Origin of the sequence: Streptomyces sp. NPDC049541, assembly GCF_044465725.1 — a bacterium.
Classification (GTDB): domain Bacteria; phylum Actinomycetota; class Actinomycetes; order Streptomycetales; family Streptomycetaceae; genus Streptomyces.
This window is the reverse complement of sequence record NZ_JBITLY010000002.1, coordinates 803,169-818,286: the sequence shown is the minus strand read 5'-3', so window position 1 is coordinate 818,286 and position 15,118 is coordinate 803,169. Positions and strand designations below refer to the sequence as shown.

Genomic DNA, 15,118 nt, shown 5'->3' with positions numbered 1-15,118 from the left:
CTAGGACTTGGAGTGCACTTGACCGCAAGGGCGACCTGACCGATGGTCACCAACGGGTCGGGCGGCGCCGTGGTGGGTGCCGGCGGAGCCGCACCCCGGACAGAACCGAACTGGAGCTGGCGGAGACCGATGCGCTGACGGCGCCCGAGCGGCGGCAGCGTGACCGGCGGATGCGCGAGCTGGTGCTGACCGCCTACGAGTACCGGTGCGCCTTCTGCGGCTACGACGGCATGATCGGCACGGCGCCCGTCGGGCTGGAGGCCGCGCATGTGCGCTGGTGGGCGTTCGACGGCCCGGATGACGTCGACAACGGGCTGTGTCTGTGCTCGCTGCACCACAAGCTGTTCGACAAAGGTGTCCTGGGCGTCGGCGAGGGCCACCGGGTCCTGGTCCCACAGCACTTCATCGGCCGCAGCCCCGTCGCCCGCGAGCACGTCACCGCGCTCGCCGGCCGTCCGCTCATCGGCCCGCAACCCGGCGTCCGGCCGGTGGCCGCGGTCCACCGCTCCTGGCACACCCGCCAGGTCTTCCGGGGCTCCCCACGCCCCGGCACCGTCTGAGCCGGTTGTCGGAACGATCAGGTGCCCGATTCGTCCTGCGTGGAGGCTTCGGCGGACGTGCGGTGGAGAAGCTCCTCGTTGTGCTGCCCCAGGCCCGGCGGCGGCAGTCGGTATTGGACCGGTGTCCCGCTCAGCGCGATGGGGTTCGCGATCTGACGGGAAGGCGTGGACTCGGCTTCGTCGGCGGGTGCGGAGGGAATGTCGACGATGCCGGGAAGACCGAGTTTCCGGGCGAAGTCGAAGGCCTCGTCGAGGGTGTTGACCGGCCCGGCGGGCACGCCCGCGGCCAGCAGGACGGACGACCAGTGGTCCGCGCCCGCGGCGGCCAGCCGTTCGCTCAGGATGTCTCTCAGTTCGGTGCGATGGGCGACCCGGTCGGCATTGGTGCGGAAGCGGTCGTCGAGCGCGAGACCGGGCTCGCCGATGACCTGGGCGAGCGCCGCGAACTGCCGGTCGTTGCCCACGGCGATCGCGAGGGGACGGTCGGCGGCAGGGACGGTCTCGTACGGCGCGATGCTCGGATGCGCGTTGCCCAGGCGCCCCGGAGCGATACCGGCGACAGCGAACGCCGACGCCTGGTTGACCATGGCCGACAGCAGCGAGCCGAGCAGGTTGACCTCGACGTACTGCCCTTCCCCGGTGGCGTCCCGGTGCCGGAGGGCAGCAAGGATGCCGAGCGAGGCGTGCAGACCGGTGATCACGTCGACGAGCGCCACACCCGCCTTCGTCGGCTCCCCGTCCGCGTCCCCGGTCACGCTCATCAGACCACCGACGGCCTGCACGAGCAGGTCGTATCCGGGGATCGCCGCGCCCGGACCGGCCCCGAAGCCGCTGATCGAGCAGTAGACCAACCCCGGGTGTCGGGCGAGGAGTTCGCGATGGCCGAGCCCCAGCCGTTCCATCGTGCCGGGACGGAAGTTCTCCACCAGGACGTCGCACTCGGCGACCAGGGCGCGGGCCTGCTCCAGGCCGGCCTCGGTCGCAAGGTCCAGGGTGACGGACCTCTTGTTGCGGTTGACGCTCAGGAAGTACGTCGACGTACCGTCCTGGTCCGTCGGGGGCCGCCAGGCCCGGGTGTCGTCCCCGGTGCCCGGCCGTTCCACCTTCACCACGTCGGCGCCGAGATCGGCGAGCAGCATGGTGGCGTAGGGTCCCGCGAGGATCCGGGAGAAGTCGGCGATGCGCAGCCCCTCCAGCGCGCCCCGCCCGGCTCCGCCGAGCACGCCGGAGACTCCGCCCGGTGGGTTGTCCTGAGTACTCACGCACCCTCCTCCTGTGATCGTCCCGCTCACGTGACTCCCGGCGCGAAAGCGCTGCCGGTCATCGACCAGGGTCGCGGCGCTCGACGCTGAAGTCGAACGCCAGGGTTCCCGCGTCGCGCACCGAGACCCCGCCGTCCACCGTGAGTACCGCGCCGTTCACGAAGGAGGCGGCGGGCGAGAGCAGCCAGGCGATCGCCTCGGCGACCTCGGACGGGTCGCCGGGGCGCCCCGCGGGCACCAGCTTCGTCGCCTCTTCGTAGGCCTCGTCCACACCGTCACCCAGCCCGGATTCCTCGGCGAAGCGAGCCATACGACGATCAGCCATCTCGGTGCGTACCCAGGTGGGGCACACCGTGTTGGCGCGCAGCCCCTGGCTGCCGTAGTCGACGGCCAGCGAGCCGCACAGCTGAAGCAGCGCGGCCTTGGAGGTGGCGTACGCGGCGTTGCCGACCCCGTTGCGCAATGCCGCGACTGAGGCGACGGCGACGACCGAACCGCGGGTCTTGAGCAGGTGCGGGAGTGCGGCGCGCAGCAGCAGGAAGGGGCCCGTCAGGTTGGTGCGCATCACCAACTCCCAGGTCTCGTCCGAGAGGTCTCCCACCGCGCCGCTGCGTCCCACGCCCGCGTTGAGGACCACTCCGTCGAGCCTGCCGTAGCGGGAGACCGTGGCCTCGACGAGCTCATCCACGGCGGTCGTGTCCGTGAGATCAGCGGAGTGCGGCAGGGCGCCGGTCTCGTCGGCGATGCGCTGCAGCGGCTCGGGCCGTCGGCCGGCGACGACAACCTCGTGTCCGCCCGCCCGCAGCAGCCGGGCGGTTGCGGCGCCGATGCCGGTGCCGCCGCCGGTGACCACCACAACACGCTTGTCCGTCATGGCCGTTGGGCCTCCTCATCACCCGGGAATCAGACCTTCGTGATCTTACGCAGACCCACCCAGGCGACCATGCGAGGGCTCGCGTGCGCCCAGGTGGGCCGCGGGATGTCCTCGGGCAGTGAGTCCAGGACGTCGCCGGGAACGGACACCTTGACCTCAACCGCGCTTGAGGGACGAGCCTTCAGGCATGGACATCGAAGAGATGCAGCGACAGCTGCAGACCCTGACCGACCGCGCCGAGATCACCGATCTGCTGGACCGCTACCTGCGTTCTCTGGACGAGGGGGTCTTCGACGAGGAATGGGCGCGCGTGTTCCACACCGAAGACGTCACCGCCGAGATGCCCATCGGGACCGTCCATGGCCGCGATGCTCTGCTGGCCCGCGTCCGGCAGGGTATGGCACTGTTCGACCGAACCGTGCACCTGGGCACCAACGCCGTCATAGAGATCGACGGTGAGCGGGCCACCACCCGTGGCGTGCAGCTGAGCACCCACGTCCTGGCGGACGGCACCGGCAGCGTCTTCATCTCGGCGGGCCATGCAGACGCGGAACTGGTCAGGACGCCCGAGGGCTGGCGGATCTCCTCCTCGACCCTGCGGGTGGTGTGGACCCAGGGTCCCCCTCCGCAGGTGCCCGCCCCCACCACGGCCCCGGCTTGACGTGCTCTGTCGGACATGCCCTCCGAAGACCTCCTTGGCGACGGAGAAGCTGGTCGGGAACGTGAAGTCGTCGAGGGCCGAACGGCTGAGCCCGCACCCTCCACGGGGCCGCCCGGGCGGCCCCGTGCCGTTCACTGCGTGTTCGGCCGCGCGAGTCCGAGGTCGTAGGCGAAGATCACGGCCTGGATGCGGTCCCGGGCACCGATCTTGGCGAGGACGCGGCCCACGTGGGTCTTGACGGTGGACTCGGACAGCACGAAGTGCCCGGCGATCTCGCCGTTGGTCCAGCCCTTGCCGACGGCGACGAGGATCTCGCGCTCGCGGTCGGTGAGGGAGCTCAGCCTCGGGTCCTCGGCGAGGTCGCCCCGGTGCGCGGGGACGTACTGGGCGAACTCGTCCAGGAGGCGGCGGGTGAGCGCGGGCGCGATCACCGCGTCGCCGATCGCGACGGCGCGGATGCCGGCGAGGAGTTCCTCGGGGCGCGCGTCCTTGAGGAGGAAACCGCTGGCCCCGGCGCGCAGGGCGGCGTGGACGTACTCGTCGAGGTCGAAGGTGGTGAGCACGAGGACGCGCGAACGCTCGCCGGCTGCCACGATGCGGCGGGTGGCCTCGATGCCGTCCATGCCGGGCATCCGGATGTCCATGAGGACGACGTCCGGGCGCAGTTCGGCGGCCTTGCGCACGGCCTCCGCGCCGTGCGCGGCCTCCCCGACGACCTCGGTCTCGGGGACGGAGTCCAGGAGGATGCGGAAGCCGTAGCGTTGCAGCGGCTGGTCGTCCACGACGAGCACCGTGGTCACCGGACACCGCCTTGGGGCGTGAGGTCGAGGACGGCTTCGACGCTCCAGCCTCCGCCGCCCGCCGGTCCCGCGCTGACGGTCCCGCCGTACAGCGCCGCCCTCTCCCGCATGCCCACCAGTCCGTGCCCTTCCTCGTGCGGGCCCTGCGGTGTCGCCGGGCCGGTGTCCTGGACCCGGATGGTCAGCCGGGTGTCCGTCTCGATGATCGCCAGGTGTACCCGGGTGTCGGCGTCGGCGTGTTTGAGGGTGTTGGTGAGGGCTTCCTGGACGATGCGGTACGCCGTCAGCTGCACCCCGCTGTCGAGGGCGTCCACGTCGCCGGAGGTGCGGTAGACGACCTCCAGTCCGGCGGCGCGCACCTTGGCGCACAGGGCGTCGATGTCCGCGATGCCCGGCTGCGGGCTGAGTTCGGGCCCGGGCTGCGGGCCGTCCGCCGCCTCGCGGAGCACACCGAGTACGCGCCGCAGCTCACCGAGGGCCTGGCGGCCGGTGTCGCCGATGAGCTGGAGGGCCTCCTTGCCGCGTTCGGGTGCGGTGTCGGTGGCGTAGGCGCCGGCGTCCGCAAGGGTGATGATGACGGAGAGGTTGTGGCCGACGATGTCGTGCATCTCGCGGGCGACCCGGGTGCGTTCGGTGGCCGTGGCCAGCCGGCTGCGCTGGTCCCGCTCGATCTCCAGCCGGGCGGCCCGCTCCCGCAGTCCGGCCAGCTGGGCCCGGCGGATGCGGACCATCAGGCCGAGCGCGAGGGCCGCGGTCGTGGTGCTCAGCAGGAAGAACAGCGCGTCCCAGACGGACATGGCCGCGGACACCCGCAGGGCGACCAGCACCATGGCGCCCGCCATGGCGGCGCAGGCCCACGGCAGCTGCTTCAGCCGCCCGTGCAGGGCCAGGCTGTACAGGGCGACGAAGAGGGCGATGTCGGCGCGCAGCACCGCGTTCAGGGACCACTGCAGGACGAACACCGCGGCGATGACGCCGAAGGCGACCAGGGGCCTGCGCCGCCGCCACAGCAGCGGCAGCACCAGTCCGGCCTGCAGTGCCAGCATCCCGGCGAGGGGCAGCTGGGTGAAGACGAGCCGGAAGCGGCGCGGGCCGTCGCCGTCGCCGTCGCCGGCCCCGCCGCGCAGCAGATCGGGCAGGCAGAACATCAGGAAGACCAGGACCACGACCGCGGTGTCCAGCACCCACGGACGGTTCCGGTCCGCCTGCCTGAGCCGCTGGCCGCCCCGGGACAGACGGGCGACCAGCGGTCCCATCCCGCTGATGTCATCGGTGGTCACGGACGTCACCTGTCCATGGTGCGTCAGACGTCGCTGCGTGCGAGCCGGTAGGCCGCGCCGGCCAGCGCCAGCGCCGTCCAGCTCAGGAAGACCAGCAGCCCGGCGCCGGGCGACAGGGTCGTCGAGTCGTGGGTCAGGGCGAACACCGACTCTCCCGCGTGGGAGGGCAGATAGGGGCTGATGTTGTCCTGCCAGGAGCTCGGCAGCAGCGAGATCAGTCCCGGGATCAGCATGAACGTGGCCACCAGCACCGAGATCCCGCCGGCCACCGACCGCAGCAGCGCACCCAGCGCGGTGCCGATCACCCCGACCAGGCCGAGATACAGGCCGGCGCCCAGCAGGCTGCGCAGGACACCCGCGTGCGAGAGGCCCATGGCCGCGGGCGTCCCCGAGACGATGCCGCTGCCGAACAGGAAGGCGACGAACGCGCCCAGCGTCCCCACCGCCAGCGCGACCAGCCCGAACACCGTCGCCTTGGACCACAGCACGGGCAGCCTGCGGGGCACCGCCGCGAGCGTGGAGCGGATCATGCCGGTCGAGTACTCCCCCGCCGTGACCAGCACGCCGAGGACTCCGAGGGCCAGCTGGGCGAAGTTCGTACCGAACAGGGACAGGCTCACGGCCGTCGAGGTGGCGAAGTCGCGGTCCATGCGGCCGGAGTTGATCCCGGACTTGTACCGGCTCGCGGCGATCAGCCCGAACGCCACCAGGAACAGCAGGCCGAGGCCCAGGGTGATCCAGGTCGAGCGCAGGGACCACAGCTTGGCCCACTCCGAGGACAGCACGCGCCGTCCGGTCACCCGGTAGGCGGGGCGGGCGGGTGCGGTGCGGGGTTCTTCGGCGGTTGCGGTGAGGGTGCTCATGCCGGCCTCCCGAGGGTCTCGATCCCCGTCGTGGATCCGTGGTACTCCACGGCCTCCCTGGTCAGGTCCATGAATGCCTCCTCCAGCGACACCGTCCTCGCGGTCAGCTCGAACAGGGGTATCCCGTGCTCGGCCGCCTTCAGGCCGATGCTGCGGGCGCTCAGCCCCGTCACCTGCAGTTCCTCGGAGCCCACGCGCCCCGTGATGTCGACGCCCGGTCCCGCGAGGACGTCCCGCAGCCGCGCCGGGTCCTCGGTGGCGACCTTCACCGTGTCGCCGCCCGCCTCGCGGATCAGCTCCCCGACGGTGGTGTCGGCCAGCAGGCGTCCCCGGCCCACGATGATGAGGTGGTCCGCCACCAGCGCCATCTCGCTCATCAGATGCGAGGAGACGAACACCGTGCGGCCCTCGTCGGCGAGCGCCTTGAGCAGGTTGCGGATCCAGAGGACGCCCTCCGGGTCGAGTCCGTTGACCGGCTCGTCCAGCATCACGGTCTGCGGATCGCCCAGCAGCGCGGCCGCGATGCCCAGCCGCTGGCCCATCCCGAGGGAGAAGGCACCGGCCCGCTTCTTCGCCACACTGGCAAGGCCGGCGAGGTCGACGACCTCGTCGACCCGGCGACGCGGGATGCCGTGGGTCAGCGCGAGGGCGCGGAGGTGGTTGTACGCCGAGCGGCCCGGGTGGATCGACTTCGCCTCCAGCAGGGCCCCGACCTCCTGGAGCGGGGCCCGGTGGCGGGCGTAGTGGTGGCCGTTCACGGTGACGGAGCCGCTCGTCGGGGCGTCGAGTCCGACGATCATGCGCATGGTGGTGGACTTGCCCGCGCCGTTGGGGCCCAGGAACCCGGTCACCGTGCCCGGTTTCACGACGAAGTCCAGCCCGTCCACGGCCGTCTTGTCGCCGTACCTCTTGGTCAGCTGCCGTGCGTCGATCATTGGCGCTCTCTCTGTCGGCTTACGGCGTCCGTCACTTCCGGCGCCTCACCGGCAACGCTAGGAGCCGATCCGCCCGATCCCGTGGTACCGGGAGGCCGACCCGGGCTGAGCGCGTAGTACCGCGGTACTACGCGGCTGCCGTCGGTGTGCGCGTTCGTGGGCTTCGCGTGGTCGCAGCAGGCGGTCCGGGCCCTGTGCAGGTCCGGCACTGCGGCATCCGGGTGCTGGAGTGCCGCCCCCGGCCCGGTCTCCGTCCCGGATGCCGGGCCGATTCCTACGTTGATCGTGTGATCATCCATTTCTCGTCCCGGACGGCCGCCACCGCATGCGCGCTCGGCGTGGCGGGTGTCCTTGCGTTCACGCCCGTCGCCGCGGGCGCGGAGCCCACTCCGCCCGGTGTGCCGCGGGCGGCGCTGCCGGATCCTTCGTTCCTGTATCGCGAGGGCACCCTGGTGCGGCCCCATCACGGGGCGCCTGGGATTCCGGACGTGTCCGCGTTGTCCTGGGTGGTGGCGGACGCCCGCAGCGGGGACGTGCTGGCCGCGCACGAAGCCCATCGCAAGCTGCCGCCCGCCAGCACGCTGAAGACCCTGTTCGCGCTGACCGTGCTGCCGACGCTGCCGGCGGGCGCCCGGCACACGGTGCGGGAGGAGGAGCTGGAGGACATCGGTGAGGGCAGCAGCAGGGTCGGGGTCGCCGAGGGGCGGACGTACCGGATCGCCGATCTGTGGCGCGGGGTCTTCCTCAACTCCGGGAACGACGCCGTGGACGTGCTGGCCTCCCTGAACGGCGGCTGGCAGACCACGGCCGGGCAGATGCAGGCCAGGGCCCGTTCGCTGGGGGCCCTCGACACGCAGGTGCGGTCGCCCGACGGGTACGACACACCGGGCCAGGTGTCGTCGGCGTACGACCTGGCGGTGTTCGGCCGGGCCGGGCTGCGCAATCCGGACTTCGCGAAGTACTGCGGTACGGCGGTGGCGAGGTTCCCGGGCGGGGGCGGCTGGTCGTACGAGATCGAGAACACCAACCGGCTGCTGACCGGGGCGGACGGTGTGGAGCCGTATCCGGGGCTGATCGGCGTCAAGAACGGCTACACCAGCGACGCGGGCAACACGCTCGTCGCCGCCGCCCGCCGGGGCGGGCGCACGCTCGTGGTCACCGTGATGAACCCTCAGGCGGGCGGCGGCTTCACCGTCTACGAGGAGGCGCGCGAACTGCTGGACTGGGGGTTCGAGGCGGCGGGGCGGGTCGAACCGGTGGGGTCGCTGGACGCGCTGCTGGACAGGCCCCGGCCGGGGCCGCGCGCCACGCCGGTGGCCGTCGCGCCGGACGGCGGGTCGGGGTGGCCGACGGCAGGGGTCATCTCGGGCGCCGTCGCACTAGGCGCGGGAGCGGTGGCGCTGGCGCTGCGCCGCAGGGGCGCGCTGTCGGCGCGGAGCTGACCCACCGGCAGCCACAGCAGCAGTCCCAGGGTGATCCAGGTGTAGGTGTTGCTGCCGAGGAATCCGTCGACGCCGGAGGCGTCGTGGAACCAGAGCCACACCACGCTGGTGCACAGCACCCCGTACAGAACGCCCGTCAGGCGCGGGTGCCCGGCGCGGATCAGTACGGCGAAGGACGGCAGCAGCCACACCAGGTGGTGCACCCAGGTGATGGGGCTGACGAGGCACGCGGTCAGGCCGGTGAGCGCGAAGGCGGCCGGCCAGTCGGCGGCGGCGACGGCCCGGCGGGTGCGCCGGGCCCAGATACCGAGGACCACCAGGACCACTGCCGCCCACATCGCGCGGTCCGCCACGCCGAGCCGGGCCAGGATGCCCTGCAGCGACTGGTTGGAGACGTAGTCGAGGCGACCCACCCGGCTGGTGTCCCACAGCGCCTCGGTCCAGTAGAAGCGGGAGGCCTCCGGGGCAACACAGGCGGCGAGGCCTGTCGCCGCCGCGGTGACGGCCGTCGCGACCGCGGCGGCACGCCGACGGCCGGCGAGCAGGAGCAGGCCGATGAAGAGTGCGGGGGTGAGCTTGACCGCGGCCGCCAGACCGATGCCGATGCCCGCCCAGCGCTGCCGCCCCCTGGTCAGCAGCCAGGCGTCGGTGAGGACCAGCGCCAGCAGCAGGACGTTGACCTGGCCGAAGCTGAAGGTGTCGCGGAGCGGTTCGAACAGGGTGAGCAGGCACGCGCCCAGGGCGCAGCCGAACCAGCCGTAGCGGCGCCAGGCCCCCTGGGTGAGGATGTGCAGGACCCAGGCGAGGGCCGCGAGGTTGAGCAGCAGGGATCCGGCGATCGCCGTGCGCAGCCCGACGAGGGCCATGGGCAGCATGCTGACGGCGGCGAACGGCGGGTAGGTGAAGCCGTATTCCGTGCCCGGCACCCGGTAGTCGTACAGCCGGCCGCCATGGTGGATCCAGGTGTTGACGGCGCCGTAGTACACCCGCAGGTCGAACCAGTCGCGCAGCAGCGGCACGGTCGCGGTGAAGGCGGTGACGGCCGCGGCGAGGGCGAGGACCAGGAGCAGTCGGCCGCGGTCGGTGCGGGGCAGGGTCATGCGGTTTCTCCCAGCACGGACGCGTGGGCCGCCTGGTGGACCTGCCAGAGGACCACCACCGCCAGCGCCCCGCCGGAGACGGCCAGCATCAACTGCCCGCTGTCGACCGGCCCGCCGCTCGGCAGGGCGGCGAGCGCGAGCACGCCCGTCACGGCCGCCACCCGGTGCCGCACCGAGGTGGTGGGGGCCGCCGCGGCGATGAGGAACAACCCCCACAGGGCGTACCAGGGACGGATCGCCGGGCCGAAGGCAGCAACGGCGGCGAGGCTCAGGCCGAGCGCGTAGACCGGGCGGGGGCGCAGCCGCCACCATATGGCCGCTATCAGGAGCGCGGTGGTCGCCAGGCCGAGCAGGTGCCAGACCGGCAGGGCGAGGGGGGCGAGGTCGCTGCCGAGGTGTTCCAGCATGGCTCCGGTGGCGCGGCCGAGGAGGCTCGTCAGGGCCCAGTTGTGCGGGGAGACGGGGGTGTCGAGGGCGCCTATCCAGCCGTAGCCCGTGCCGGCGACGGCTGTCGCGGCGACCGTGGTGGCCGCGGCGGCAAGGCAGGTCGACAGGACGGCCTTTGCCGGGCGCCGCCCGGCCCGCACCTGGAGGACGACGACCGCGGCGAGCCCGAGCACGGCGGGCGCCTTGACCAGGGCCGCGAGCGTGACGAGTACCGCGCCCAGGAGCGGCCACCGGCCGAGGGCCGCGACCAGGCCGACACCGAGCAGGCCGAGCATGATGGCGTCGTTGTGGGCGCCTGCGACCAGGTGGAGCAGCACCAGCGGGTTGAGGGCGCCGAGCCAGAGCGCGGCGGCCGGGTCGGCGCCGCTGTGCCGGGCCAGCCGGGGCAGCGCGGCCGCCATCAGTGCCACACCGAGCAGCGCGACCAGCCGCATCCCGACCAGCCCGGCGGGCAGTTCACCGCGGGTCAGGCCGGACAGGGCGGAGGCGACGGCGAGGAACACCGGGCCGTAGGGGGCGCCGGTGTGCTGCCACAGCGGGGCCACCTCGTCCGCGAGGGGGCCGCCGAGGTGGGCGGGCCCGTATGCGTAGACGTCCATGTGGGCGTCGACCATGGCGCCCTGCGCGAGGTAGCTGTAGACGTCCCGGCTGAACAGCGGCGGGGCCAGCAGCAACGGGGCCGCCCAGACGGCGAGCACGAGCAGCAGTTCGCGCGGGGTCGGCGCATCGGCGCTGCGCACGAGCCGCCCGAGCAGCACCCAGGCGGCGATCAGCAGCACCACGCCGAAGTACACACCGACCAGGCCCAGGGCCGCGCGGGCGGTCGCCGGGGCGAGGAGATCCCGCACGGGCAGGGCACCGGCCGTCTCACCTCCCAGCGCGAGGAAGGCGGTGCCGGCCAGGCCCAGTACCTGGCAGCGGCGGAGATCGACGGGGAAAGCCATGGCCAACACTCGGGAAGCGTGTCAACGCCTGGTGGCCGGAAGTTGACGTGCCGCCTTCGGCTCGGGGGCCTGCGTGTGACCGGCACGTGATCGCACGGCGGCGGAGAACCCCCCGGGGCGCCGGGCTGACCGGGTTCCTTCACCGGAGGCCGGGTTCGGCCCGGGGACGAGGAGGTTCAGAACACCGACAGGCCCGTCAGGGTCGTGAAGCGGTCCAGCGCCGCGACGCCCGCGACCGAGTTGCCGCGCTCGTCGAGCCCGGGGCTCCACACGCACAGCGTGCAGCGGCCGGGCACGACCGCGATGATGCCGCCGCCCACGCCGCTCTTGCCGGGCAGGCCCACGCGGTAGGCGAAATCGCCCGCCGCGTCATAGGTCCCGCAGGTCAGCATCACCGCGTTGACCTGCTTGGCCTGGCTCTGGGAAAGCAGCCGGCTGCCGTCGGCGCGGAGGCCGTGGCGGGCCAGGAACCCGGTGGCGAGGGCGAGGTCCGCGCAGGAGGCGGTGAGGGAGCACTGGCGGAAGTACTGGTCGAGCAGCACCGGAATCAGGTTGTCGATGTTGCCGTAGGACGCCATGAAATGGGCGAGGGCGGCGTTGCGGTCGCCGTGTGCCGCCTCGGAGGCGGCGACGTCCTTGTCGAAGTCCAGGGCCGGGTTGCCGCTCTCCGCACGCAGGAAGGCCAGCAGTTCGCCCGCCGCGTCTCCGGTACGGGTCTGCAGGCGGTCGGTGACGACGAGGGCGCCCGCGTTGATGAACGGGTTGCGCGGGATGCCGTTCTCGTACTCCAGCTGGACCAGGGAGTTGAAGGGATTGCCGGAAGGCTCGCGGCCGACGTGCTCCCACAGTTCGTCGCCCTCGCGGGCCAGGTCGAGGGCGAGGGTGAAGACCTTGGTGAGGGACTGCGTGGAGAACGGCTCACGCCAGTCCCCCACGCCGTACACCGTGCCGTCCAGTTCCGCGACGGCCATGCCGAAGCGGCGCGGGTCGCAGGCCGCCAGTGCCGGGATGTAGTCGGCGGGGCGGCCGCGGCCGGGGGTGCGCCCGATCTCCTCGGCGATCCGCTCCAGGACCGGCTGGTAGGCGTGGGACGACGTCGTTGTCATGATCACTATTGTGCCTCCGGGTCGGTCCTGGCGCGCGGCCGTGGCTCAGGCGAGGGCGGGGCCGCTGCCCGCGAGGACCTCGGGCCGCAGCAGGTCGGCGAGGCGTTCGGCGGGCAACAGGCCCTTCTCCAGGACGAGTTCGGCGACGCCCCGGCCGGTGACGAGGGCCTCCTTGGCGATGTCGGTGGCGGCCGTGTACCCGATGTGCGGATTGAGAGCGGTGACCAGGCCGATGGAGTTCTCCACGCTCGCGCGCAGCGCCTCGGTGTTGGCGGTGATGCCGTCGACGCACCGCTCGGCGAGTGTCAGGCAGGCGCTCTGCAGGTGGGTGACGGACTCCGAGAGGGAGTGCAGGATGATCGGCTCGAAGGCGTTGAGCTGCAGCTGTCCGGCTTCGGCGGCCATGGTGATGGTGACGTCGTTGCCGATCACCTCGAAGGCGACCTGGTTGACGACCTCGGGGATCACCGGGTTGACCTTGCCGGGCATGATGCTCGAACCGGCCTGTACCGGCGGCAGGTTGATCTCGCCGAGACCCGCGCGCGGCCCCGACGACAGCAGCCGCAGGTCGTTGCAGCTCTTGGAGAGCTTGACGGCGATCCGCTTGAGCACGCCGGACATCTGCACGAACGCGCCGCAGTCCTGGGTGGCTTCGACCAGGTTGGCGGCGGTGACCAGGGGCAGGCCGGTGATGTCGGCGAGGTGGCGGCGGGACGACTCGGCGTATCCGGCGGGGGCATTGAGTCCGGTGCCGATGGCCGTGGCGCCCAGGTTGATCTCATGGATCAACTGGACGGCCTCGTCAAGACGGTTGCGGTCCTCGTCAATCATGACGGCATACGCGGAGAACTCTTGACCGAGCGTCATCGGCACCGCGTCCTGCAACTGTGTACGGCCCATCTTGAGCACCGTGCGGAACTCGACGGCCTTGCGGGCGAAAGCGTCCTGCAGTACGGACATCGCCTTGAGCAGTCCACGTACCGCGAAGACCGTCGCTATCTTGACAGCGGTCGGGTAGACGTCATTGGTCGACTGGCCGAGGTTGACGTCCTCATTGGGGTGCAGATGCTGGTACTGGCCCTTCTCGAAGCCCAGCAGTTCCAGCGCCCGGTTGGCGACGACCTCGTTGGCGTTCATGTTGGTCGAGGTGCCGGCGCCGCCCTGGATGACGTCGACGACGAACTGGTCGTGCAGCTTGCCGTCGCGGATCTCGCGGCAGGCCTCGACGATGGCGGCGGCCTTCTTGGGCTCCAGCAGGCCGAGTTCCTCGTTGGCGAGGGCTGCGGCCTCCTTGACGGCGGCGAGGGCGTCGATCAGGTGCGGGTAGGCGGAGATGGGGGTTCCCGTGATGGGGAAGTTCTCCGTGGCGCGCAGGGTGTGAACACCCCAGTAGGCGTCGGCGGGGACGTCGCGGTCTCCGAGCAGGTCGTGTTCGCTGCGAGTGGCGGCGGCGGTCATGAGGTGCGGGTCCTTTTCTGAGGGTGAGGGTTGAGTTGCTGGCGACGTCGGGGGTGGAGCCGGCTCGGGCGGTACGGGGTGACGCCCGCCCGAGCCGGTCGAGGCACCGGCCCGGTGGTGACGGGACCGGTGGTTCGGGGGCCGGCCGGTGGTGCGCCGGCGGCGTGGATCCGGCCGTCCCGCGACCGGATCCGGTGGTCCGCCGGTGGCCACCGCGCACACTCGGTGGCCACCGGAGCCGTCAGGGCCCGTGTCCCATGCCCGCTCGGATCAGCGCACGGCGGCCGGGGCGCCCGCTCGTGCGAGGTCGCGAGCGGGGGAGCCACAAGGCGTGTGTACCGGCCCGGGCGGGAGGTGACACCGGCGCTCAGGCGCAGGCCCGGACCGTGAGGGGCTCCAGCGCGCGGACCGGGCGGATCTCGCCGACCGGTTCGCCTCCGCCGAGGAGGGGCTCGCCCGCGAACGGGTTGAGGAGGGCGGGGTCGACTCCGGCCCGGGCGAGGGCGGCGGCGGTGACCGGGATCCGGGCCCGGTTCGCGCCGTCGGAGATCTTGACGGCGACCGCCCGGCCGTCGGGCAGGGCGGCGACCTCCACGCCCTCGAAACCGTCCTTGGCGAGAAGCCCGGGAACGGCCCGCATCAGGGAGGCGACATCGCGGCCGGCGCCGGAGGCCATCTCGGCGTGCTCGCGCATGGCGTCCGCGACCCGGGCCTCCGGAGTGCCCTGGGCCGCCGTGGTGATGCGGGCAGCGGCCCGGGCGAGGCCGTGCAGGGAGATGGAGAAGAGGGGGGCGCCGCATCCGTCGACGGTGACCCGGGCGATCCGCTGACCGGTGAGGTCCTCGACGATCTCGGCGATCGCCTGCTGGAGCGGGTGCTCCGGGTCGAGGTAGCCGTCGAGGGACCAGCCGTTCAGCTTGCAGGTGTACAGCATGGCCGCGTGCTTGCCGGAGCAGTTCTGGGCCAGCCGGGAGGGCTCGCGGCCCTCGCGTATCCACGTGTCGCGGACCGCCGGGTCGTACGGCATGTCCTTGACGTTGCGCAGGTCGTCCTCCGTGACGCCGGCCAGCTCCAGGATCCGCCGGGTCCCGGCGAGGTGGCGTTCCTCGCCGGAGTGGCTGGCGGCGGCGAGCGAGAGAAGCTCCCCCTCCAGCGGCAGCCCCGCCCGCACCATGGCGGCGGCCTGGACGGGCTTGAGCGAGGAGCGCGGGTAGAAGGCGGCCTCGATGTCGCCGAGCTGGAACTCGACCTCACCGTCCGCCCCCAGGACGACGACGGAGCCGTAGTGGACGCCCTCGGTCACTCCGCCGCGGACGACGTGCGCGACGGGCGCGTGGAGGGGTTCGCGGATCGCGGGGGCGTCCGCGAGGGAGCTGCTGTACATCA

At 72.3% G+C, this 15,118-nt stretch carries 12 protein-coding genes and 2 pseudogenes; 3 read left to right on the top strand and 11 right to left on the bottom strand.

Going from position 1 to position 15,118, the window contains the following annotated elements:
• Positions 1–107: 107 nt before the first annotated feature.
• Positions 108–560 (top strand): annotated as a pseudogene (locus ACIBW9_RS10855) (HNH endonuclease); the annotation flags it as partial.
• Between the two features lie 17 nt (positions 561–577).
• Here the strand turns inward: ACIBW9_RS10855 and ACIBW9_RS10850 are convergent.
• Positions 578–1,822 (bottom strand): CaiB/BaiF CoA transferase family protein, encoded by a 1,245-nt coding sequence (locus ACIBW9_RS10850; RefSeq protein WP_398953423.1) that lies wholly within the window; start codon positions 1,820–1,822, stop codon positions 578–580.
• Positions 1,823–1,880: 58 nt separating this feature from the next.
• Positions 1,881–2,696, bottom strand: coding sequence for an SDR family NAD(P)-dependent oxidoreductase (locus ACIBW9_RS10845; protein WP_398953421.1), 816 nt, complete (start codon positions 2,694–2,696; stop codon positions 1,881–1,883).
• Between the two features lie 187 nt (positions 2,697–2,883).
• Here ACIBW9_RS10845 and ACIBW9_RS10840 point away from each other — a divergent pair, with 187 nt between their 5' ends.
• Positions 2,884–3,357, top strand: a complete 474-nt coding sequence (locus tag ACIBW9_RS10840; protein WP_398953419.1) for a nuclear transport factor 2 family protein — start codon at positions 2,884–2,886, stop codon at positions 3,355–3,357.
• Positions 3,358–3,488: 131 nt separating this feature from the next.
• Here the strand turns inward: ACIBW9_RS10840 and ACIBW9_RS10835 are convergent, their stop codons facing one another.
• From ACIBW9_RS10835 to ACIBW9_RS10820, 4 genes are read right to left on the bottom strand one after another with little or no spacing between them, the layout of a single operon-like run.
• Positions 3,489–4,157 (bottom strand): response regulator, encoded by a 669-nt coding sequence (locus ACIBW9_RS10835; RefSeq protein ID WP_398953417.1) that lies wholly within the window; start codon positions 4,155–4,157, stop codon positions 3,489–3,491.
• Positions 4,154–5,437 carry a sensor histidine kinase gene (locus ACIBW9_RS10830; RefSeq protein WP_398953415.1) on the bottom strand — a complete coding sequence of 428 codons (1,284 nt, stop codon included), beginning with the start codon at positions 5,435–5,437 and terminating at the stop codon, positions 4,154–4,156. The genes ACIBW9_RS10835 and ACIBW9_RS10830 overlap by 4 nt, the downstream gene beginning before the upstream one ends.
• Positions 5,438–5,460: 23 nt before the next feature.
• Entirely contained in the window at positions 5,461–6,300 is an 840-nt protein-coding gene (locus ACIBW9_RS10825; protein WP_398953413.1) for an ABC transporter permease, read from the bottom strand.
• Positions 6,297–7,235: an ABC transporter ATP-binding protein gene (locus ACIBW9_RS10820; protein ID WP_398953411.1), complete on the bottom strand. Its 939-nt coding sequence runs from the start codon at positions 7,233–7,235 to the stop codon at positions 6,297–6,299. The genes ACIBW9_RS10825 and ACIBW9_RS10820 overlap by 4 nt, the downstream gene beginning before the upstream one ends.
• Here ACIBW9_RS10820 and ACIBW9_RS10815 point away from each other — a divergent pair.
• A pseudogene (locus ACIBW9_RS10815) lies at positions 7,223–8,347 on the top strand (D-alanyl-D-alanine carboxypeptidase family protein); the annotation flags it as partial. The gene ACIBW9_RS10820 and the pseudogene ACIBW9_RS10815 sit on opposite strands and share 13 nt — an antisense overlap.
• Positions 8,348–8,430: 83 nt before the next feature.
• Here ACIBW9_RS10815 and ACIBW9_RS10810 read toward each other — a convergent pair.
• The 5 genes from ACIBW9_RS10810 to ACIBW9_RS10790 form a co-directional block, all read right to left on the bottom strand.
• Positions 8,431–9,777, bottom strand: coding sequence for a glycosyltransferase family 87 protein (locus ACIBW9_RS10810; protein WP_398953409.1), 1,347 nt, complete (start codon positions 9,775–9,777; stop codon positions 8,431–8,433).
• Positions 9,774–11,168 carry a polyprenol phosphomannose-dependent alpha 1,6 mannosyltransferase MptB gene (mptB, locus tag ACIBW9_RS10805; RefSeq protein ID WP_398953408.1) on the bottom strand — a complete coding sequence of 465 codons (1,395 nt, stop codon included), beginning with the start codon at positions 11,166–11,168 and terminating at the stop codon, positions 9,774–9,776. The genes ACIBW9_RS10810 and mptB overlap by 4 nt, the downstream gene beginning before the upstream one ends.
• Before the next feature lie 176 nt (positions 11,169–11,344).
• On the bottom strand, positions 11,345–12,274 hold the full coding sequence (locus ACIBW9_RS10800; protein WP_398953406.1) for a glutaminase: 930 nt from the start codon (positions 12,272–12,274) through the stop codon (positions 11,345–11,347).
• 45 nt (positions 12,275–12,319) lie between these two features.
• Positions 12,320–13,732: an aspartate ammonia-lyase gene (aspA, locus tag ACIBW9_RS10795; protein WP_398953404.1), complete on the bottom strand. Its 1,413-nt coding sequence runs from the start codon at positions 13,730–13,732 to the stop codon at positions 12,320–12,322.
• A gap of 367 nt (positions 13,733–14,099) precedes the next feature.
• Positions 14,100–15,116: an asparaginase gene (locus ACIBW9_RS10790; RefSeq protein ID WP_398953402.1), complete on the bottom strand. Its 1,017-nt coding sequence runs from the start codon at positions 15,114–15,116 to the stop codon at positions 14,100–14,102.
• Positions 15,117–15,118 lie beyond the last annotated feature (2 nt).